Source organism: Cellulosimicrobium sp. SH8 (assembly GCF_025818875.1).
In the GTDB taxonomy this organism is placed as follows: Bacteria; Actinomycetota; Actinomycetes; order Actinomycetales; family Cellulomonadaceae; genus Cellulosimicrobium; species Cellulosimicrobium cellulans_D.
Window position 1 is genome coordinate 1 of sequence record NZ_JAMXMH010000016.1, and the last position, 15597, is coordinate 15597.

The 15597-nt window shown below is 71.2% G+C and carries 20 protein-coding genes and 1 pseudogene; 12 read left to right on the forward strand and 9 right to left on the reverse strand.

Annotated features, from left to right (window positions below):
- From NF338_RS20040 to NF338_RS20060, 5 genes and pseudogenes are all read left to right on the forward strand, one after another.
- Positions 1-225: pseudogene (locus NF338_RS20040) on the forward strand (thioredoxin-disulfide reductase); the annotation flags it as partial.
- On the forward strand, positions 222-545 hold the full coding sequence (gene trxA / locus NF338_RS20045) for a thioredoxin (RefSeq protein ID WP_264032373.1): 324 nt from the start codon (positions 222-224) through the stop codon (positions 543-545). The pseudogene NF338_RS20040 and the gene trxA, both read left to right, overlap by 4 nt.
- A complete protein-coding gene (gene arsB, locus NF338_RS20050; RefSeq protein WP_024839766.1) occupies positions 542-1648 on the forward strand; it encodes an ACR3 family arsenite efflux transporter in 1107 nt (368 codons plus the stop codon). The genes trxA and arsB overlap by 4 nt, the downstream gene beginning before the upstream one ends.
- On the forward strand, positions 1645-2661 hold the full coding sequence (locus NF338_RS20055; protein ID WP_264032374.1) for a metalloregulator ArsR/SmtB family transcription factor: 1017 nt from the start codon (positions 1645-1647) through the stop codon (positions 2659-2661). The genes arsB and NF338_RS20055 overlap by 4 nt, the downstream gene beginning before the upstream one ends.
- Before the next feature lie 16 nt (positions 2662-2677).
- Positions 2678-3109: an arsenate reductase ArsC gene (locus tag NF338_RS20060; protein WP_024839764.1), complete on the forward strand. Its 432-nt coding sequence runs from the start codon at positions 2678-2680 to the stop codon at positions 3107-3109.
- A 56-nt stretch (positions 3110-3165) separates the two neighbouring features.
- Here the strand turns inward: NF338_RS20060 and NF338_RS20065 are convergent, their stop codons facing one another.
- Both NF338_RS20065 and NF338_RS20070 read right to left on the reverse strand, forming a co-directional pair.
- Entirely contained in the window at positions 3166-3666 is a 501-nt protein-coding gene (locus NF338_RS20065; RefSeq protein ID WP_024839763.1) for a GNAT family N-acetyltransferase, read from the reverse strand.
- Positions 3663-5081 carry an FAD-dependent oxidoreductase gene (locus NF338_RS20070; protein WP_024839762.1) on the reverse strand — a complete coding sequence of 473 codons (1419 nt, stop codon included), beginning with the start codon at positions 5079-5081 and terminating at the stop codon, positions 3663-3665. The genes NF338_RS20065 and NF338_RS20070 overlap by 4 nt, the downstream gene beginning before the upstream one ends.
- An 85-nt stretch (positions 5082-5166) precedes the next feature.
- Between NF338_RS20070 and NF338_RS20075 the strand changes: the two genes are divergently transcribed.
- Positions 5167-5532 (forward strand): ArsR/SmtB family transcription factor, encoded by a 366-nt coding sequence (locus NF338_RS20075; RefSeq protein WP_024839761.1) that lies wholly within the window; start codon positions 5167-5169, stop codon positions 5530-5532.
- A 30-nt stretch (positions 5533-5562) separates the two neighbouring features.
- A complete protein-coding gene (locus NF338_RS20080; protein WP_264032376.1) occupies positions 5563-6015 on the forward strand; it encodes a hypothetical protein in 453 nt (150 codons plus the stop codon).
- A 270-nt stretch (positions 6016-6285) separates the two neighbouring features.
- Here NF338_RS20080 and NF338_RS20085 read toward each other — a convergent pair whose 3' ends face one another.
- On the reverse strand, positions 6286-6741 hold the full coding sequence (locus NF338_RS20085; protein WP_264032377.1) for a hypothetical protein: 456 nt from the start codon (positions 6739-6741) through the stop codon (positions 6286-6288).
- Positions 6742-6973: 232 nt separating this feature from the next.
- Here NF338_RS20085 and NF338_RS20090 point away from each other — a divergent pair, with 232 nt between their 5' ends.
- On the forward strand, positions 6974-8011 hold the full coding sequence (locus tag NF338_RS20090) for a hypothetical protein (RefSeq protein WP_264032378.1): 1038 nt from the start codon (positions 6974-6976) through the stop codon (positions 8009-8011).
- Between the two features lie 7 nt (positions 8012-8018).
- Here NF338_RS20090 and NF338_RS20095 read toward each other — a convergent pair whose 3' ends face one another.
- Entirely contained in the window at positions 8019-8300 is a 282-nt protein-coding gene (locus NF338_RS20095; RefSeq protein WP_264032379.1) for a hypothetical protein, read from the reverse strand.
- Between the two features lie 57 nt (positions 8301-8357).
- Positions 8358-8942 carry a recombinase family protein gene (locus NF338_RS20100; RefSeq protein WP_264032380.1) on the reverse strand — a complete coding sequence of 195 codons (585 nt, stop codon included), beginning with the start codon at positions 8940-8942 and terminating at the stop codon, positions 8358-8360.
- A gap of 242 nt (positions 8943-9184) precedes the next feature.
- On the opposite strand from NF338_RS20100, the gene NF338_RS20105 reads away from it, so the two are divergent.
- A complete protein-coding gene (locus tag NF338_RS20105; protein ID WP_155100242.1) occupies positions 9185-9703 on the forward strand; it encodes a DUF2306 domain-containing protein in 519 nt (172 codons plus the stop codon).
- A gap of 24 nt (positions 9704-9727) precedes the next feature.
- Here NF338_RS20105 and NF338_RS20110 read toward each other — a convergent pair whose 3' ends face one another.
- Genes NF338_RS20110 through NF338_RS20125 form a run of 4 tightly spaced genes read right to left on the reverse strand, consistent with a single transcriptional unit; the run spans position 9728 to position 11631 of the window.
- Positions 9728-10039 (reverse strand): hypothetical protein, encoded by a 312-nt coding sequence (locus tag NF338_RS20110; RefSeq protein WP_155100241.1) that lies wholly within the window; start codon positions 10037-10039, stop codon positions 9728-9730.
- On the reverse strand, positions 10029-10688 hold the full coding sequence (locus NF338_RS20115) for a signal peptidase II (protein WP_155100240.1): 660 nt from the start codon (positions 10686-10688) through the stop codon (positions 10029-10031). The genes NF338_RS20110 and NF338_RS20115 overlap by 11 nt, the downstream gene beginning before the upstream one ends.
- Entirely contained in the window at positions 10685-11293 is a 609-nt protein-coding gene (locus NF338_RS20120; protein ID WP_155100239.1) for a cadmium resistance transporter, read from the reverse strand. Before NF338_RS20120 ends, NF338_RS20115 begins: the two co-directional genes overlap by 4 nt.
- Positions 11287-11631: an ArsR/SmtB family transcription factor gene (locus NF338_RS20125; protein WP_009861246.1), complete on the reverse strand. Its 345-nt coding sequence runs from the start codon at positions 11629-11631 to the stop codon at positions 11287-11289. The genes NF338_RS20120 and NF338_RS20125 overlap by 7 nt, the downstream gene beginning before the upstream one ends.
- Positions 11632-11729: 98 nt before the next feature.
- Between NF338_RS20125 and NF338_RS20130 the strand changes: the two genes are divergently transcribed.
- The 3 genes from NF338_RS20130 to NF338_RS20140 all read left to right on the forward strand — a co-directional run bounded on the left by NF338_RS20130 (position 11730) and on the right by NF338_RS20140 (position 15452).
- Positions 11730-12089, forward strand: a complete 360-nt coding sequence (locus NF338_RS20130) for an ArsR/SmtB family transcription factor (RefSeq protein ID WP_155100238.1) — start codon at positions 11730-11732, stop codon at positions 12087-12089.
- On the forward strand, positions 12086-14137 hold the full coding sequence (locus tag NF338_RS20135; RefSeq protein WP_264032381.1) for a heavy metal translocating P-type ATPase: 2052 nt from the start codon (positions 12086-12088) through the stop codon (positions 14135-14137). Before NF338_RS20130 ends, NF338_RS20135 begins: the two co-directional genes overlap by 4 nt.
- A gap of 61 nt (positions 14138-14198) precedes the next feature.
- Complete coding sequence (locus NF338_RS20140) at positions 14199-15452, forward strand: Nramp family divalent metal transporter (protein WP_211934234.1); 1254 nt, start codon at positions 14199-14201, stop codon at positions 15450-15452.
- Positions 15453-15597 lie beyond the last annotated feature (145 nt).

Here is a 15597-nt window from a genome sequence, read left to right on the forward strand (position 1 = left end):
CGCACCACCGCGACCAACCTCGAGGGCGTGTTCGCGTGCGGCGACGCCGTCGACCACACCTACCGCCAGGCCATCACCGCCGCGGGCTCCGGGTGCGCCGCCGCGCTCGACGCGCAGCGCTACCTCACCGAGTTCGCGGACGCGGCGGGCTTCGCGGACCTCGCCGGCACGCCGGCGACGCCGAACCCGGACGGTCTGCCCGAGGCGCTGGAGGAGGTCCGATGAGCACGGTGACGGTCACCGACGACACGTTCGACGAGGTGGTCCTGTCCTCGAAGGGCCCGGTCCTGGTGGACGTGTGGGCAACATGGTGCGGCCCGTGCCGCCAGGTTGCGCCGATCCTGGACGAGCTCGCCGAGGAGTACGCCGGTCGGCTGACGATCGCCAAGCTCGACGCGGACGCCAACCCGGCGACGGTCGCCGCGGCCGGGGTCGTGTCGATCCCGACGCTGAACTTCTACTCCGGAGGGCAGCTGGTGAAGTCGGTCGTGGGCGTGCGCCCGAAGCAGGCGCTGGTCGCCGAGATCGAGGAGGTCCTCGCGTGAGCGAGGCGACCGCGACCACGCGCGGGCGCTTGTCGACGCTGGACCGGTGGCTGCCAATGTGGATCGGGCTGGCCATGGTCGCCGGCCTGGTCCTGGGCCGGTTCGTCCCGGCGCTGTCGGACGTGCTGGCCGCGCTCGAGGTCGGCGGGATCTCGGTCCCGATCGCGCTCGGGCTGTTGGTGATGATGTACCCGGTGCTGGCCAAGGTGCGCTACGACCGGGTCGGTGCGGTCACCGGCGACAAGCGGCTCCTGGCGTCCTCGCTGGTCCTGAACTGGCTGGTCGGGCCGGCGCTGATGTTCGCGCTGGCGTGGATCTTCCTTCCGGATCTGCCCGAGTACCGCACCGGGCTGATCGTCGTCGGCCTGGCCCGGTGCATCGCCATGGTCGTGATCTGGAACGACCTCGCGTGCGGGGACCGGGAGGCCGCGGCGGTGCTGGTCGCGATCAACTCCCTGTTCCAGGTCGTCGCGTTCTCGCTGCTCGGGTACTTCTACCTCACGGTGCTGCCCGGTTGGCTGGGCCTGGACACCCAGGGCCTGGACGTGTCGGTGGGGCAGATCGCGCTCAACGTGCTCGTCTTCCTCGGCGTCCCGCTGGCCGCCGGGTTCGCCTCGCGCCTGGTCGGGGAACGCGCCCAGGGCCGGGCCTGGTACGAGGACCGGTTCCTGCCGGTCATCGGGCCGTGGGCGTTGTACGGGCTGCTGTTCACGATCGTGCTGCTGTTCGCCCTGCAGGGCGAGGCGGTGACCTCCCACCCGCTCGACGTCGCCCGGATCGCGCTGCCGCTGCTGGTGTACTTCGCGGCCATGTGGGGCATCGGCGTCGTCGCCGGCAAGGTCCTGGGCCTGGGGTACGCGCGCACCACGGCGCTGGCGTTCACCGCGGCGGGCAACAACTTCGAGCTCGCGATCGCCGTCGCGATCGCCACGTTCGGCGCCACCTCCGGCCAAGCCCTGGCCGGTGTCGTCGGCCCGCTCATCGAGGTCCCCGTCCTGGTGGGCCTCGTCTACGTCTCGCTGTGGGTCGCGCGCCGCTGGTTCGCCGTCGACCCCTACGCCACCACGACCCGGACACCCGAGCTGGAAGAGGTGAGGTCATGACCACCCAGAGCCTGCCGCTGACCGTCCGCGACCCCGACTGCACGCCGCAGATCGAGGCGCACGCGATCGGGACCGAGGTCGCCGGCGCGGTCGCGGTCACGCTCAAGGCCCTCGCCGAGCCGCTGCGCCTGCGGATGCTGTCGTTCATCGCGACCTCGCCCGCCGGGGAGGCGTGCGTGTGCGACCTCGCCGCGCTGACGGACGTGTCGCAGCCCACCGTGTCCCACCACCTCAAGGTGCTGCGCGACGTCGGGGTGCTGGCCTCCGAGCGGCGCGGCACCTGGGTCTGGTACCGCATCACCCCCGGGTACAAAGCCGCGGTCTCCACCCTGCTGGAGTCCTTCGCCCCGGCCGCGCTCGAGGCCCTGGTCGGCCCGCACGAGCTGACGGGCCTGGAGGACGTCGACGCCGCACTCGACCACCTCGCGACAGACCTCGCCGACAGCCACCCCACCCTCGGGGCCGACATAGTGCTGGGCACCGTGCGCGAGTCCTACACGGCCCTGGCCCGCTCGGCCACGGTGTCCGCGCACCTGCTCACCCTCACCGAACGGTTCGCCCGCCAGCGCCTGGCCGACCTCACCCGGGAGGCCGGGGCGCGCCCGCAGGTGCTGTTCGTGTGCGTCGCCAACGCCGGCCGCTCTCAGCTCGCCGCTGCCCTGGTGCGCCGCTACGCCGGCGACCGGGTCGTGGTGCGCTCGGCCGGGTCGACCCCGGCCGCGGACGTGCACCCCGCGGTGCGACCCGAGCTCGCCGCGCTCGGCACCACCGAGGGCGAGGCCTACCCCAAGCCGCTGACCGACGACGCGGTCCGCGCAGCCGACGTCGTGATCACGATGGGCTGCGGCGACGTGTGCCCGGTCCTGCCCGGCACCCGGTACGAGGACTGGCTCGTGGGCGACCCCGCCCTGGCGTCCCCGGCCGGGGTCGCCGCGATCCGCGACGAGCTCGACACCCGCGTACGCGCCCTGCTCACCGACCTCCTGCCCGACCTCGACCTGCCCATCCCCTGAACCACCGGAGACCACCATGACCGAGACCGCGAAGCCGTCCGCCCTGTTCGTCTGCGTACACAACGCCGGCCGCTCCCAGATGGCCGCCGGGTACCTGCGTGCCCTGTCCGGCGGGGCCGTCGAGGTCCGCTCGGCCGGGTCCGCCCCGGCCGATCAGATCAACCCCGTCGCCGTCGAGGCCATGCTCGAAGAGGGCATCGACATCCGCGCCGAGCAGCCCAAGGTCCTGACCACCGACGCGGTGCAGGCCTCCGACGTCGTGATCACGATGGGCTGCGGGGACGCGTGCCCGATCTTCCCCGGCAAGCGGTACGAGGACTGGCAGCTCGACGACCCGGCCGGGCAGGGCATCGAGTCCGTGCGCCCGATTCGCGACGAGATCCGAGCGCGCGTGCTCACCCTGCTCGCCGAGCTCGGCGTCACGCCCGTCCAGGCAGCCACCGCCTGACCACTCCCCGCAACGATGTCGGCCGACACCCCGGGGGGTGCCGGCCGACGTGCGTGTCAGGCCAGGGTCTTCTGCAGCAGGCTCGTGCCTAGCCACCGGTCGAACTTGCGGCCCACGCGTTCCAGCCGCCCGGCGTCGATGAACCCGGCCCGGCGGTGCAGCGCCAGAGACGCCGCGGTGTCGCCGTCGGCGACGACCGCGATCACCTCCCGTGCGCCGGCGGCCGCGGCGCCGGTGAGCACCTGGTCGAGCAGCCGGGTCCCGATCCCGCGCCCGGTCGCGGCCGGGTCGAGGTAGATCGTGTCCTCGACCGTGTGGGCGTAGGCCGGGCGCGGGCGCCACGGGCCCACGTAGGCGAACCCGGCCACGGCGCCGTCGAGGTCGGCGACCAGGAACGGCCAGCCCGACCCCTGCAGTGCCGCGAGCTTCTCCGCCCACACGGCTTCGCCCGGCGGGGTGAGTTCGAACGTCGCGGTCGACGTCGCCACGTAGTGGTCGTAGATGCGCGCGACCCCCGCCATGTCGGCGGGGGTCGCGGTCCGCAGGGTCAGGCTCACGCGTCCTGGCCGTCGCCCGAGCGGCCGTGCACGACGCCGGTCGCGAACCCGACACCGGCCGGTGCCCCGACACCGAGGGTGACCAGCTGCGGCTCGACCGGCGCGGTGCCGCAGCACGACCCGGCCGCGCTCTCGCCGTCGGCCTCCAGGGCCAGGTCGCTGGAGCAGACGCCGGTCGCGGGCAGGTTCAGCTCGACCGCGTCCGCCGCGGCCCGGTCCCCGGCCAGCGCCGCGGCGATCGAGCGCACCTGCTCATACCCCGTGGCGAGCAGGAACGTCGGGGCGCGCCCGTAGGACTTCATGCCCGCGAGGTAGAACCCGTCGTCCGGGTGGGAGAGCACCTGCTCCCCGTGCGGGGGCACCGTGCCGCACGAGTGCTGGTTCGGGTCGATCAGCGGCGCCAGCGCCGTGGGCGCCTCCACGATCGGGTCCAGGTCCAGGCGCACCTCGCGCAGCATGTCCAGGTCCGGGCGGAACCCGGTGGCGTTGACGATCTGGTGCACCTCGAGGTTCAGCGCCCCGTCGCGCACTGTCCCCAGCACCTGCACCGTCTCCCCGGCGGGCACGAGCCGCTCGATCGACACCCGCGTCAGCAGCGTCAGGCTCCCGGCCTCCACGGCCGCCCGCAGGCGCGTGCCGAGCAGCCCGCGCGCCGGGAGCTCGTCGTCCGTGCCGCCACCGAACAGGCGCCGCGCGGACCCGCCGCGGATCGCCCACGTGATCGTGGTCCCCGGCTCGGCCTCGGCCAGCTCGACCAGGGCCAGCAGCGTGTTCGCCGCCGAGTGCCCCATCCCGACCACGAGCGTGTCCCGCCCGGCGAACCGGTCGCGCTGGGACCCCAGGACGTCTGGCAGCGGCCCCGTCACGTACTCGGCGGCCTGCGCTTCGCCGGCCGCCGGAAGCCCGGAGACACCCAGCGGGTTCGAGGTCGAGAACGTGCCCGACGCGTCGATCACCGCCCGCGCCAGCACGTCGCTCACCACGCCGTCAGCGTCGACGGTCCGCACCCGGTACCCGCGGCGCTCCCGCCCGAGCGAACGCGTCTTGTCCGCCCCGTCACGCGCCACCGCCAGCACCCGCGTCCCGGTCCGTAGGCGCGAGGCGATCTGCGGCGTCGCGGCCAGCGGGGCCAGGTACCGCCCGACGAGCTCCCCACCGGTCGGCAGAGTGTCCAGGTCCGGTTCGACCCACCCCGCCTGGTCCAGCAGGCGCCGCGCCGCGGCGTCCACGTCGTACCGCCACGGCGAGAACAACCGCACGTGATCCCACGACGCGATCGCCGCGCCCGGGCCTTCGCCCGCCTCCAGCACCACCGGCTCGAGACCACGTTCGAGCAGGTGCGCCGCCGCCGCCAGACCCACCGGACCCGCACCGATCACCACGACCGGAAGCTCGTCCCGCACAACCTCGCCCATCACCACTCCCCACACATTGAAGACTGTCGATGCGAGCATCGTGGAGCGCGTATCGAAGAATGTCAATCTATGCGAGGATGGCGGCATGACGACGACCGACCTTCCCCTCGCGCCGACCGCCGACGTCGCCGGCTGCTGCGGACCGGCCGTCACCCAGGCCGTCGACCCCGACACCGCGCGCGACCTCGCCCGCGCGTTCAAGGCCCTCGCCGACCCCACCCGGGTCCAGCTCCTCGCGATCGTCGCCTCCCAGAGCGGAGGCGAGGCCTGCGTGTGCGACCTCACCGAGCCCGTCGGGCTCTCCCAGCCCACCGTGAGCCACCACCTCAAGATCCTCGTCGACGCCGGCCTGCTCACCCGCGAACAGCGCGGCCGCTGGGCCTACTACTCCCTCGTGCCCAGCGCCCTCACCCAGCTCGGGGCCGCATTGGCGGAGACCACCAGCAGCTAGACCCCCGGCTCACCGCCCCAGGAGGCGGCCATGGTCGACATCCCCGGACTTCCCACCCCAGACGCGGGCCCGGTCTTCGACCTCGCCCTCCTCGTCCACATCGCGGCAGGCCTCGTCGCCGTGGCCAGCGGGCTCCTCGCGATGCTCACCCGCAAGGGCGGACCCTGGCACATCGCCACGGGGCGCATCTTCGCCGTCGGGATCGTCGCCCTGTTCGCCACGATGCTCGTCATGACGGTCATCCGGTGGCCGGCGACCGTCCACCTCGCCATCCTCGGAGCGGTGGCCCTCGTCGCGGCAACGCTCGGGTGGCGCAACCGCCGCCGACACGGCAACGACACGGTCCACATCGCATGCTGGGCACCGCCTACATCGCGATGCTCACCGCGTTCTACGTCGACAACGGACCACACCTACCGGTCTGGTAACTCCTTCCGGACTGGGCGTTCTGGTTCCTGCCGACGGCGATCGGGGCGCCGCTAACGGTCTGGGCGATCCGCCGACATCGAACCACCGGCAGCGCCCGAGGCAACCACCGTCCCGGCGGCCTTCCTGCCTAGTTGCCGGGCTCGGGGTGCAGTGAAGGTACCCGTCCCACTTCGGCTCGTACCAGCATCCACCCGCCAGCGCGCCCGGCTCCGGGATCTGCTCAACCGCCCGCGCCAGCGCGACCGCGAACGGCGGCGCCAGCGGCAAGGGGACGTCCACACCTTCACGATCCCCGCGGCCCACGACCTCGCGCCGTCCCTGGCGTCAGTCGGCAGACGCGGCGGGTGGGCTGTCGGCGGGCTCGGGCGGGCGTCCGTAGCGGCAGGTGAAGCAACGCCGGTGCCCCGGCTCGGAAGGGAACACGAGTGTGTTCTCGGGCGAGCACTCGTGTCCGTGCGGGCAGTGGGTCTTGGCGAGCTGGTTCGCACCTGGCCTGCCAACTTCGAGCGCGCCCCTCCGGCGCCACCGCTCCCGGTGCGTCTTGCACCACCCGCGCTCACCGATCCCCGGCCGCTCGCACCCCTCGACCACGCACGTGCGCGGCTCACGGGCGGCGGCGCGGCGCGCCGCGACCGTGACAAAGTGCGCGCGCACCTCGGCCACCTGCTGCTCGTCGAGCAGCCGCTGGGCGCCCTCGGCCGGGCCGTACGTCGCGCGCAGGAAGTTGTTCACAGCGTGGCGCGTGACCCCGAACTCGGCCGCCAGCTGCGACGAGGTCATCCCGCCCGCCGGCATCGGGCCCCCTCGGACACGCGCCGCGCACCACGGCCACGCCGCGGCGCCCCCGTGCGGTCGAGGCTTCGGCGCACGGCCGTCCGCGTGCGCCCGGTCAGGACCCCGCGGAACTGGCGCCGCACCTCAAGCACGGGACGCGACGGGTAGGGCACGGTCAGACCGTAGTCGACGGCGAGCATCGGCCCCTTTCCGAATCGGGCGCGGTAGCGTCCTGTCCGTGCGAATCATGCGCAGTCTCCAGAGTGATGAGATCGCAGAGCCCGTCATGGCCAAGTTTGCGATGGTGGCTCCTGTAATCGAGGCGACTCTCTACTCGCTGCAGGTTTCCCGAGTCGAGCGCTTGAACGGCTACGACGCCGTCACGCTGCACGATCTCGCCCGTGAGTTCCGCGAGGGATCCGGGGACGCCGGCATCTGCTTCGAGTTCGCAGTGCATGAAGCGATCGCAACCCGGCACCCGATGATCTGGCCGCTGGCGAGTGAGGTGCTGAACGACTTCTGCGGCATCAGCGACGGCGCTGCATCCATCCTGTTCGGACCTGAGAAGGACGGTCGGATCCCGATCTTGGAGTCGGTCCAGGACTCCCTCACAGCGGAGTCGAGGCTCTACGTCGGCAACGCTGGGCACCCGCCGAAGTTGAAGCGGTACATCCCGCAGATCATCAACGCGTTTCACCGTCAGGAGGCGCGCGCTCGACTGCCACGATCGATCACCGGGCTCTGGAAGGCCGACCTGTTCATCGGGAACCCTGAGTCGGACAAGTGGGTCGGAACCACGGTGAAGTCTCGTCAGACCGGCCTGGAGGGAGCGCGTGGCTTGCGCGTAGGCATCTACCCGCAGGTCAACGCGGCTGACACCCCGCGCAAGGACGACACCCTCAACCTCATCCGGCTCCCCTTGCCGTACGACGGAGGGTTCAGCGAGCTCTACTACAAGAGCTTCTTCCTCGTGCGCGCGTTTCTCAAGGCCGATGCCGAGGTGCCATCACACGTGAACCTGCCTGACGCGGAAGACCGGTTCATCACAGAAGAACTTCAGAAGCGACGCCAGTTCCCGGTCTTGGAGGTTGTCGAAGCCATCAGGGCTATGTCTCAGGAGTCGCTACTCACGACCCAGAGCGTCGAGTCCGTGGAAACGAGCGCGGTCCTCGGAGCCGGGGGGATCGAGGGAGGCACCTCCGGCGAGTCCGACGGTACTGCGGTCTCGCTTTCGCCGGTTGCTCACACCGTGCCGGATGCACAGGGCGGCGCGTAGCGCGTCGTCACCGTTTGCGGATCTCGAACCAGGGCAGCCCCTTGTAGCCGTCCGGGTGGCTGACCGTGGTGTAGACCTTGTTGCCCCGGATCTCGAACCAGGGCAGTCCCTTGTAGCCGTCCGGGTGGCTGACCGTGGTGTAGACCTTGTTGCCCCGGATCTCGAACCAGGGCAGCCCCTTGTAGCCGTCCGGGTGGCTGACCGTGGTGTAGACCTTGTTGCCCCGGACCTCAAACCAGGGGAGCCCCTTGTAGCCGTCCGGGTGGCTGACCGTGGTGTACCAGTTCATGACCCACATTCTGCAGCGTGCTACCCACTGACTATTCGGAATGCCGGGGATACAGTCCTAGCCGCCCGATTGGCCAAGCTCCAGCTCCGCTAGGTGTCGGTACAGGGTGTCTCGGGAGACGCCGAGCGCGCGTGCGACGGCTGCGCGGGACTGGCCGCCGGCGAGGGCGACGCGGGCAGCTTCGATGCGGTCGGGGGTCATGACGGTGGGGCGGCCGCCGACGCGGCCGCGGGCGCGGGCGGCCGCGAGGCCGTCGAGTGTGCGCTCTCGCGCGAGGTCGGCTTCCATCTGCGCGACGGCGGCGAGCACGTGCACCATGAGCCGTCCGGCCGCGCTCGAAGTGTCGAGCGTCTCCGTGAGCGAACGGAGCGTGACGCCGAGCTCGTCGAGGTCACGCACGAGGCGCGCGACGTGAGCTGCTGACCTACCGAGCCGGTCGAGCTTCGTCACGACGAGGGTGTCCCCCTCGCGTAACCCGGCGAGCAGTCGGGCGAGCTCAGGCCGGTCCTCACGGCGCCCGGAGGCCTTCTCCACGACGACGTCGCGCTCGTCGACGCCGCCGGCGCCCGTGAGCGCGTCGACCTGGGCGTCGAGGTTCTGCGCCGTGGTGGAGACCCGGGCGTACCCGTAGACGTGTGCCATGCCGGTGACGGTAGCGAAAACCCTCGGGGCCCGTTCTGCGACACCGGGGGTTTTTGGACACTAGTTCTGCGACGCTTTCTCTCGGCGTGTCGCGGCGGCCGCCGCTGTGTCCGAGAAACGGTCAGTTTTGCGGTGTCTGACAACCTTGTAGGAAGTCGCCAAGTTCGTGCGAGAAGCGGCGGGGGTGCGGCGGGCCGGTCGGTGAGACGCTGAGATCGGATGCTCGGGCGTCGGAGGCGACCATGATCGACATCCCGGGGTTGCCGGAGCCGGACGCGGGTCCGGTGTTCGACCTCGCTCTGCTGGTGCACATCGCCGCGGGCGTCACGGCGGTGCTCGCGGGGCTGGTCGCGATGCTCGCGCGCAAGGGCGGTCGGTGGCACGTCGGGGCTGGTCGCGTGTTCCTCGGTGGGATCGCCGCTCTCTTCGGGTCGATGGTCGTCATGGTGGTGATCCGTTGGCCGGCAACCGTCCACCTGGCCGCGCTCGGGGGGATCGCGTTGGCCGCCGTGCTCCTCGGGTGGCGCAACCGGCGCCGCGGTGAGAGCGACGGGGCGCACATCGCGTGGATGGGTCTGGCGTACATCGCGATGCTGACCGCGTTCTACGTCGACAACGGCCCGCACCTGCCGATCTGGGAACGGCTGCCGGACTGGTCGTTCTGGGTCCTGCCGACGGTGGTCGGGGCACCGCTCACGGGCTGGGCGGTCCACCGGCACCGACCGCGTCGCCCGGCACAGGCGCGGGGGCCGGCGCCGTAGGTCGCGGCGGTGGACGAGCGCGGGTCAGCGCCCGACGCGGTCCATGAGGGCGGCGGTCAGAGAGTGGTCGTCGGGCACGCCGCGCAGTCCCGCTGTCGTGGGGTAGACGCGGCACGCAACGCCAGGGCGCACCGTGGGCACAGGGAACAGGTCGCGTCCGTCGACGTGGAACGAGGGCGATCCGTGGAAGCCATGGGCCTGGGCCTGGTCGTCGTCGGTGATGACCACGGTGGCGATCGCCGCGTCGATCCCGGTCTTGTCCAGGACCCGGCGCAGTACTTCCAGGGCGGGAACTTCGTTCGGGCACTCGTCGATGACTAGGAGCTCAACCTTCATGTGCCTGCCCTCGCTCACTTGCCGCGACGCCGTGCGCGTCGCCAGTCCACCGACCGGCGGCGGTCTCGCGCTGGGAGGACGAACGCGGGACCTGACGGTTTGAAAGGGAGAGTAGGAGGCTCAGGGCAACCCCGGCGCCGAGGACGACGTCAGCGAGGTTGCCGATGAAGAGGTTCCCGTAGGCGAGGAAGTCGGTGACATGGCCTCGCCCAAAGCCGGGCGGGGCCAGGAGGCGGTCCAGCAGATTTCCGACCGCGCCTCCCCACAGGAGTCCGATCGCTACCGCCCATCCGACCGTGTGGGCACGGCTTGCAGCGACGAGTAGAGCGACGGATGCGGCGGTGGCGACGACGGTAAGCACCCAGGTTGCGTCGGCTCCGAATGACATGACAGTGCCGGGGTTGAACGCGAGCTGAAGGCCGAGCGCGTCGCCAAGCAGCGGGATGCGCTCGTGCTCGCTGAGGTATGTGAGGGCGAGGGTTTTGGTCCCCTGGTCGATCAGCACGGCGCTGGCTGCGACGGCGAATGCGAGCAGGAACCGCCGCAGTTGCGCCGGGGAATCCACGAGGGTGCGTGGCGTCTCGGTGGTTCCCTGTTCCACCCACGCGGACACGGCGGCAGCGCGGCGACGGCGAGGCTGAGTGGTCATGTCAGGCTGGCAATGTGGGCGAGGGTGCCGGACTCGATCAGGATGAAGATGCCGAGGCCGATGAACACGACGGGCACGAGCCAGTGCTCGACCTTCTCGAGCGCTTCGGTGACCTTCTCGTTGGTGCCGATCGCGCGTGCGAGCAGGCACCAGAGGGCGAGGAGCACGAGGAACACGGTGATCGTGACTAGGGTGTCGGTGGTCGAGATGGTGCGGAACACCGGGGTGTAGATCGCGATGTTGTCGCCGCCGTTGGCGATCGTGATGCCGGCGACGCCGAGGAGCCCGACGGCCTTGAGCGCGGACTCTGCCTCGTCGTCGTCCTTGCCGCGCAGGGTGCGCACCAGTGCCAGGACGCCGATCGCGAGCGGGATCAGGCCGAGCAGGCCCACCCACTCGTCCGGGACGATCGTCAGGCCGAGGGCGGCGAGGAAGCTGACCGCGATCAGGGTGATGAGCCCGAGGTACTGCCCGGCGACTATCTGCCAGCCGCGCAGTCGTGAGGTCCCGCGTGCGGCGACGGCGAACAGGACGGTCAGGACCACGATGTCGTCGATGTTGGTCGCGACGAACAGCCCGGCCGCGGCCGCGATCGTGCTCAGCATGCCGAGTCCTGCCCGTCCACGCCGTAGGTCGGGCACAGGGCGACGGCGCTACCGGTGGCGGCGAGCAGCGTCTCGGCCGCTCCCAGCAGGTCCAGCAGCTCGGGGCGGGCCAGGGAGTAGAAGACCCGTCGACCCTCCATGCGGCCGGAGACCAGACCGCAGTCCTTGAGACAGGCCACGTGCGAGGACACTGTCGACTGTGCCAAGCCGAGGTCGCGCGTCAGCTCCGCGACCCGCGCCTCACCCACAGCCAGTCGGCGCACGATCGCCAGTCGCGCGGGATCTCCCAGCGACCGGAACAACGCGACCGCCGGCTCGACGTCCGCCGTACTCGCCACACATACTTCGGTATCTATGATCGACACAGACCGATAATAACTGACACTTGTCGATGGGATCGGATCGCAGGTTCACGCTGCACTGTATAGTTCAGCACATGCTGAACACTGGTGATCGTGTAGAAGTCATGGGTCGCCTGGGGAGGGCGATGAGTGACCCGACGCGCGCGCGCATCCTCGAACGTCTCCTCGTCGGCCCGGCGTACCCGGCCGACCTCGCCGACGCCCTGGGGTTGAGCCGGCAGAACGTGTCCAACCATCTGGCGTGTCTGCGTGGGTGCGGTTTGGTGCTTGCGGAGCCCGACGGGCGCCGCACCCAGTACACGATCGCGGACCCGCACCTGTCCGCGGCGCTGGACGAGCTGATGCGCGTGGTCCTGGACGTCCGCGAAGGCCGCGAGTGCTCGAACCCGGTGTGCGACGTCCCGGGCTGCACCGCGTGCGAGGACGAGCAGTGAGCCGCGAGTGCTGCGGGGGCGACGACGAGCTCGAGGACCGTCCCGCGCTGGTGACCGGCTTGGGCCTGACGCCTGCTTCGCCGCGCACGCCCGACGGCGCGCCCGCCGACAGCCACGACGAGCACGACGGCGAGGACGAGGAGCTCGCGCCGTGGTGGCGTGATCGTGCGCTGCTGCTGCCCGCGCTCTCGGGTGTGCTGCTCGCCGTCGGGTACGCCCTGGAGTGGTCGGACCTGGCCACGCCCGCGCTGGTGGTGCAGAGCGCGAGCCTGCTGGCCGGCGCGTGGACGTTCGTGCCCGGTGCGGTGCGGCGCCTGGCGCGCGGCAAGCTCGGGGTCGGGCTGCTCATGACGATCGCCGCGGTCGGGGCCGTCGCGCTCGGCCACGTCGGGGAGGCCGCGGCGCTGGCGTTCTTGTTCTCCATCGCCGAGGCCCTCGAGGACCGTGCGATGGACCGGGCCAAGCACGGCCTGCGCGCCCTGCTCGACCTCATGCCCACCACGGCACGGGTCTCGCGCCTGTCCGGGGACGTGGAGATCCCCGCCGCGGACGTGCGCGAGCTCGACCTGCTGGTCGTGCGGGCCGGGGAACGCCTGGCGACCGACGGCGTCGTGACGTCCGGGCGCAGCTCGCTGGACACCTCCGCCATCACCGGGGAGTCCATCCCGGTCGAGGTCGGCCCGGGCGACGCCGTGCCCGCCGGCGCGATCAACGGCGGCGGGGCCCTGCTGGTCGAGGCGAGCGCGGACGGGCGCGACAACTCCCTGACCACGATCGTGCACCTCGTCGAGCAGGCCCAGGCGCGCAAGGGCGAGCGAGCGCGCCTGGCGGACCGGATCGCGAAGCCGCTCGTGCCGATCGTGCTCGTCGCCGCGGCGCTGGTCGTGGTGTGGGGCTTCGTCGTCGGCGACCCGGGCTTGTGGACCGAGCGGGCCCTGGTCGTGCTCGTCGCCGCGTCTCCGTGCGCGCTGGCGATCGCCGTGCCCGTCACCGTCATCTCCGCGATCGGCGCCGCGAGCCGGTTCGGGATGATCGTCAAGTCCGGGGCGGCGTTCGAAGAGCTCGGCACCGTGCGCGCCGTCGCGATCGACAAGACCGGCACCCTGACCCGCAACCGGCCCGAGGTCGTGCAGGTGAGGACCCGCCCCGGCACCACCCGCGAGCAGGCTCTGGCCTGGGCCGGCGCGCTCGAGGCGCGCAGCACCCACCCCCTGGCCGCGGCGATCCTCGCCGCCGCATCCGCGCCGGTGCGCCCGGCGGGCGACGTCCAGGAGCTGCCCGGTCGCGGGCTGCACGGCACCGTCGACGGCGTGCAGGTCCGCGTGGGCACGACCCGGTGGATCGATCCCGGTCCGTTCGAGCCCGACGCGGCGACCCTGGAGGGGCAGGGCATGACCGTCGTCGTGGTCGCCGCCGGCGACGAGCCGGTCGCGCTCGTCGGGATCCGCGACGAGCTGCGCCCCGAGGCCGCCCACGCCGTGCGCCAGCTCGCCCTGGACGGTGTCACGGTCACCATGCTCACCGGGGACAACGAGCGCACCGCCCGCGCGCTGGCCGCCCAGGCCGGCATCAGCGAGGTCCGTGCCGCCCAGATGCCCCAGGATAAGGAGCAGGCCGTGCGCGCCTCGGCCGAACACGTGCCCACCGCGATGATCGGCGACGGCGTGAACGACGCCCCCGCCCTCGCCGCGGCGAACGTCGGGATCGCGATGGGCGTCGGTGGGTCGGCCGCCGCGATCGAGTCCGCCGACGTCGCGTTCACGGGCAACGACCTGCGCCTGGTCCCCCAGGGTCTGGCCCACGCCCGGCGCGGGCGGCGCATCATGACCGGCAACATCGTGCTCGCCCTGGCGATCATCATCGTGCTGTTCCCGCTCGCGCTGTTCGGCGTGCTGGGCCTGGCCGGCGTCGTGCTCGTCCACGAGATCGCCGAGGTCGTCGTCATCCTCAACGGCGTCCGCGCCGCACGCGGGACCGCCACCCTTACCGCGCTGCCGACGGTGCCTGCACCGACACGACCCGCGCCGACACCGACTTCCACGATCTAGAGGAAGGAACGCAACGAGGCCGACAGAGAGTTCGGGAACACGAAGAGTATAGTTCGGCTACATGGATCTTGCAGTCGGGCAGGACTCGAGGCGGGCGGCGCCGCGGACCGAGCGGCTCGGTTTGCTTCGCCTTCTGGGGCCCGCGTTCGTCGCGTCGGTCGCTTACGTCGACCCGGGCAATGTCGCGGCGAACGTCTCCGCCGGGGCGCAGTTCGGGTTCCTGCTCGTGTGGGTTCTGGTCGGGGCGAATGCGATGGCCGTGGTGGTGCAGTATCTGTCCGCGAAGCTGGGGATCGTCACGGGTCGCTCACTTCCTGAGGTGCTAGGGCAGCGGTTTACTCGGCCCGCCCGTCTCGCCTATTGGGGCCAGGCCGAGCTCGTCGCGGCGGCCACTGATCTTGCTGAGGTGATCGGCGGGGCCATCGCCCTGAACCTCCTATTCGATCTGCCGCTCGTGCTGGGCGGCGTGATCACGGGCGTGGTCTCCCTGGCGCTTCTCGTGCTTCAGCACCGACGGCGCCAGCGTCATTTCGAGTTCGTCATCACCGGTCTGCTTGTCGTGCTCACCGTCGGCTTCACGGCTGGCCTTTTTGTCACCCCACCGCCGTGGGCACAGGCCGCGGCCGGGCTCGTTCCTCGCTTCGATGGCCCGCAGTCCGTCCTGCTCGCGGCGTCAATGCTCGGCGCGACCGTCATGCCCCACGTGATCTACCTGCACTCCTCCCTCGCGCGCGATCGGCACGGCCGATCGCGTACGGACCTGGAGACTGCGCATCTTCTGCGTGCGACACGCTGGGACGTCGTCATCGCGCTGGCAATCGCCGGTGGGGTGAACATTGCGATGCTCCTTCTGGCGGCGACCAACCTTGCTGGGCGGGACGGAACCGACACGATCAGCGGGGCCCACACAGCAATCGCAGCAGCACTCGGACCCACAATCGCGGTGCTCTTTGCCGTCGGTCTGCTCGCGTCAGGACTCGCTTCGACCTCAGTCGGGGCGTACGCCGGGGCGGAGATCATGCGCGGCCTTCTGCGGACACGCATCCCTCTTCTAGTCCGACGCTTGGTCACGCTCACCCCGGCGCTCCTACTGCTTGCTACCGACGTTCCGCCGACGAGCATGCTCGTCATCAGCCAGGTCGTACTCAGTTTCGGTATCCCGTTCGCACTGATTCCCTTGGTATTGGTTACCCGCGACGCGGGGATGATGGGTGCGCGGCGCAACGGCGCCCTGCTGCACCTATCGGCGTGCGCCATCGCTGCGGTCATCGTCGTGCTCAACATCACCCTGCTGACCCTGACGATCGTGGGATGAGCGTCGAGACGACCAGGTGCCCGGATAGGCATCGCGCGATGCAGCTTCAGCCCACCTCCGGACGTTGCCGCGGATCTCGCGCGAGCCGCGATCGTGCTGCCGCTCTCCTCGGTGCACACCTGACAGGCGGAAGTGGCGCGGTAGG

Coding starts and splice junctions, on each gene's coding strand:
- NF338_RS20075 (WP_024839761.1), top strand. CDS start 5,167: ATGACGACGACCGACCTTCCCCTCGCGCCGACCGCCGACGTCGCCGGC.
- NF338_RS20140 (WP_211934234.1), top strand. CDS start 14,199: ATGGATCTTGCAGTCGGGCAGGACTCGAGGCGGGCGGCGCCGCGGACC.
- NF338_RS20110 (WP_155100241.1), bottom strand. CDS start 10,039: ATGAAGGTTGAGCTCCTAGTCATCGACGAGTGCCCGAACGAAGTTCCC.
- NF338_RS20080 (WP_264032376.1), top strand. CDS start 5,563: ATGGTCGACATCCCCGGACTTCCCACCCCAGACGCGGGCCCGGTCTTC.
- NF338_RS20085 (WP_264032377.1), bottom strand. CDS start 6,741: ATGACCTCGTCGCAGCTGGCGGCCGAGTTCGGGGTCACGCGCCACGCT.
- NF338_RS20120 (WP_155100239.1), bottom strand. CDS start 11,293: ATGCTGAGCACGATCGCGGCCGCGGCCGGGCTGTTCGTCGCGACCAAC.
- NF338_RS20130 (WP_155100238.1), top strand. CDS start 11,730: ATGCTGAACACTGGTGATCGTGTAGAAGTCATGGGTCGCCTGGGGAGG.
- NF338_RS20100 (WP_264032380.1), bottom strand. CDS start 8,942: ATGGCACACGTCTACGGGTACGCCCGGGTCTCCACCACGGCGCAGAAC.
- trxA (WP_264032373.1), top strand. CDS start 222: ATGAGCACGGTGACGGTCACCGACGACACGTTCGACGAGGTGGTCCTG.
- NF338_RS20115 (WP_155100240.1), bottom strand. CDS start 10,688: ATGACCACTCAGCCTCGCCGTCGCCGCGCTGCCGCCGTGTCCGCGTGG.
- NF338_RS20060 (WP_024839764.1), top strand. CDS start 2,678: ATGACCGAGACCGCGAAGCCGTCCGCCCTGTTCGTCTGCGTACACAAC.
- NF338_RS20055 (WP_264032374.1), top strand. CDS start 1,645: ATGACCACCCAGAGCCTGCCGCTGACCGTCCGCGACCCCGACTGCACG.
- NF338_RS20095 (WP_264032379.1), bottom strand. CDS start 8,300: ATGAACTGGTACACCACGGTCAGCCACCCGGACGGCTACAAGGGGCTC.
- NF338_RS20070 (WP_024839762.1), bottom strand. CDS start 5,081: ATGGGCGAGGTTGTGCGGGACGAGCTTCCGGTCGTGGTGATCGGTGCG.
- NF338_RS20105 (WP_155100242.1), top strand. CDS start 9,185: ATGATCGACATCCCGGGGTTGCCGGAGCCGGACGCGGGTCCGGTGTTC.